This window comes from Vibrio sp. 1249-1 (genome assembly GCF_033340495.1).
The window spans coordinates 1-647 of the sequence record NZ_JAWOWJ010000674.1; the positions used below are offsets into that span (position 1 = coordinate 1).

The following is a 647-nucleotide window of genomic DNA, read 5'->3' on the forward strand; positions in this document are numbered from 1 at the left end:
CGTTAACATGATGACGGCTTGCGTGCGGTTCTTCACGCCGAGCTTGCGGAAAATCGCCGTCATGTGTGCTTTGATGGTGGCTTCTGATACATTCAACTCGTAAGCGATTTGTTTGTTCAGCAAGCCATCAGACAACATCCCCAACACTTTGTATTGCTGTGGCGTTAGCGCGGCAATCTTCTCTGCTAAATCATTACACGCTGCGTTATTGGTGATCAGCCCTTCAGGGAAGTATGGGTCGCCATTGAGCACTTGGTTGAGTGCATTGACCAGTTCACGCATATCACTCGATTTCGGAATAAAGCCAAACGCACCATGGCTCTTCACTTGACTCACCACCGTTGGCTCTTCGCTGGCGGATACCACGACGATAGGCAAATCTGGGTATTCCGCTCTTAAGTGGATAAGCCCCGACATTCCATTAGCCCCAGGCATTTTGAGATCCAACAGCACCAAATCCGGCTCTTCCTCTTTGGCGAGTAATGCAAGCAGGGCATCAAGAGAGTCTGCTTCAAGCAGATTGGCACCACTGACAGCCATGTGTACCGATTGGAACAATGCATTACGGAAGAGAGGGTGATCATCGGCGATGATGATGGTGTAGGTCGAATCCATGACGTTAAACACTTTTGACTATTTCGTTAAAT

At 48.8% G+C, this 647-nt stretch carries 1 protein-coding gene; it reads right to left on the bottom strand.

Annotated elements, in window-relative coordinates:
- Positions 1 to 615: response regulator transcription factor (locus tag R7Z50_RS28275; protein WP_318149856.1), on the bottom strand; the 615-nt coding region annotated here is incomplete at its 3' end.
- Positions 616 to 647 lie beyond the last annotated feature (32 nt).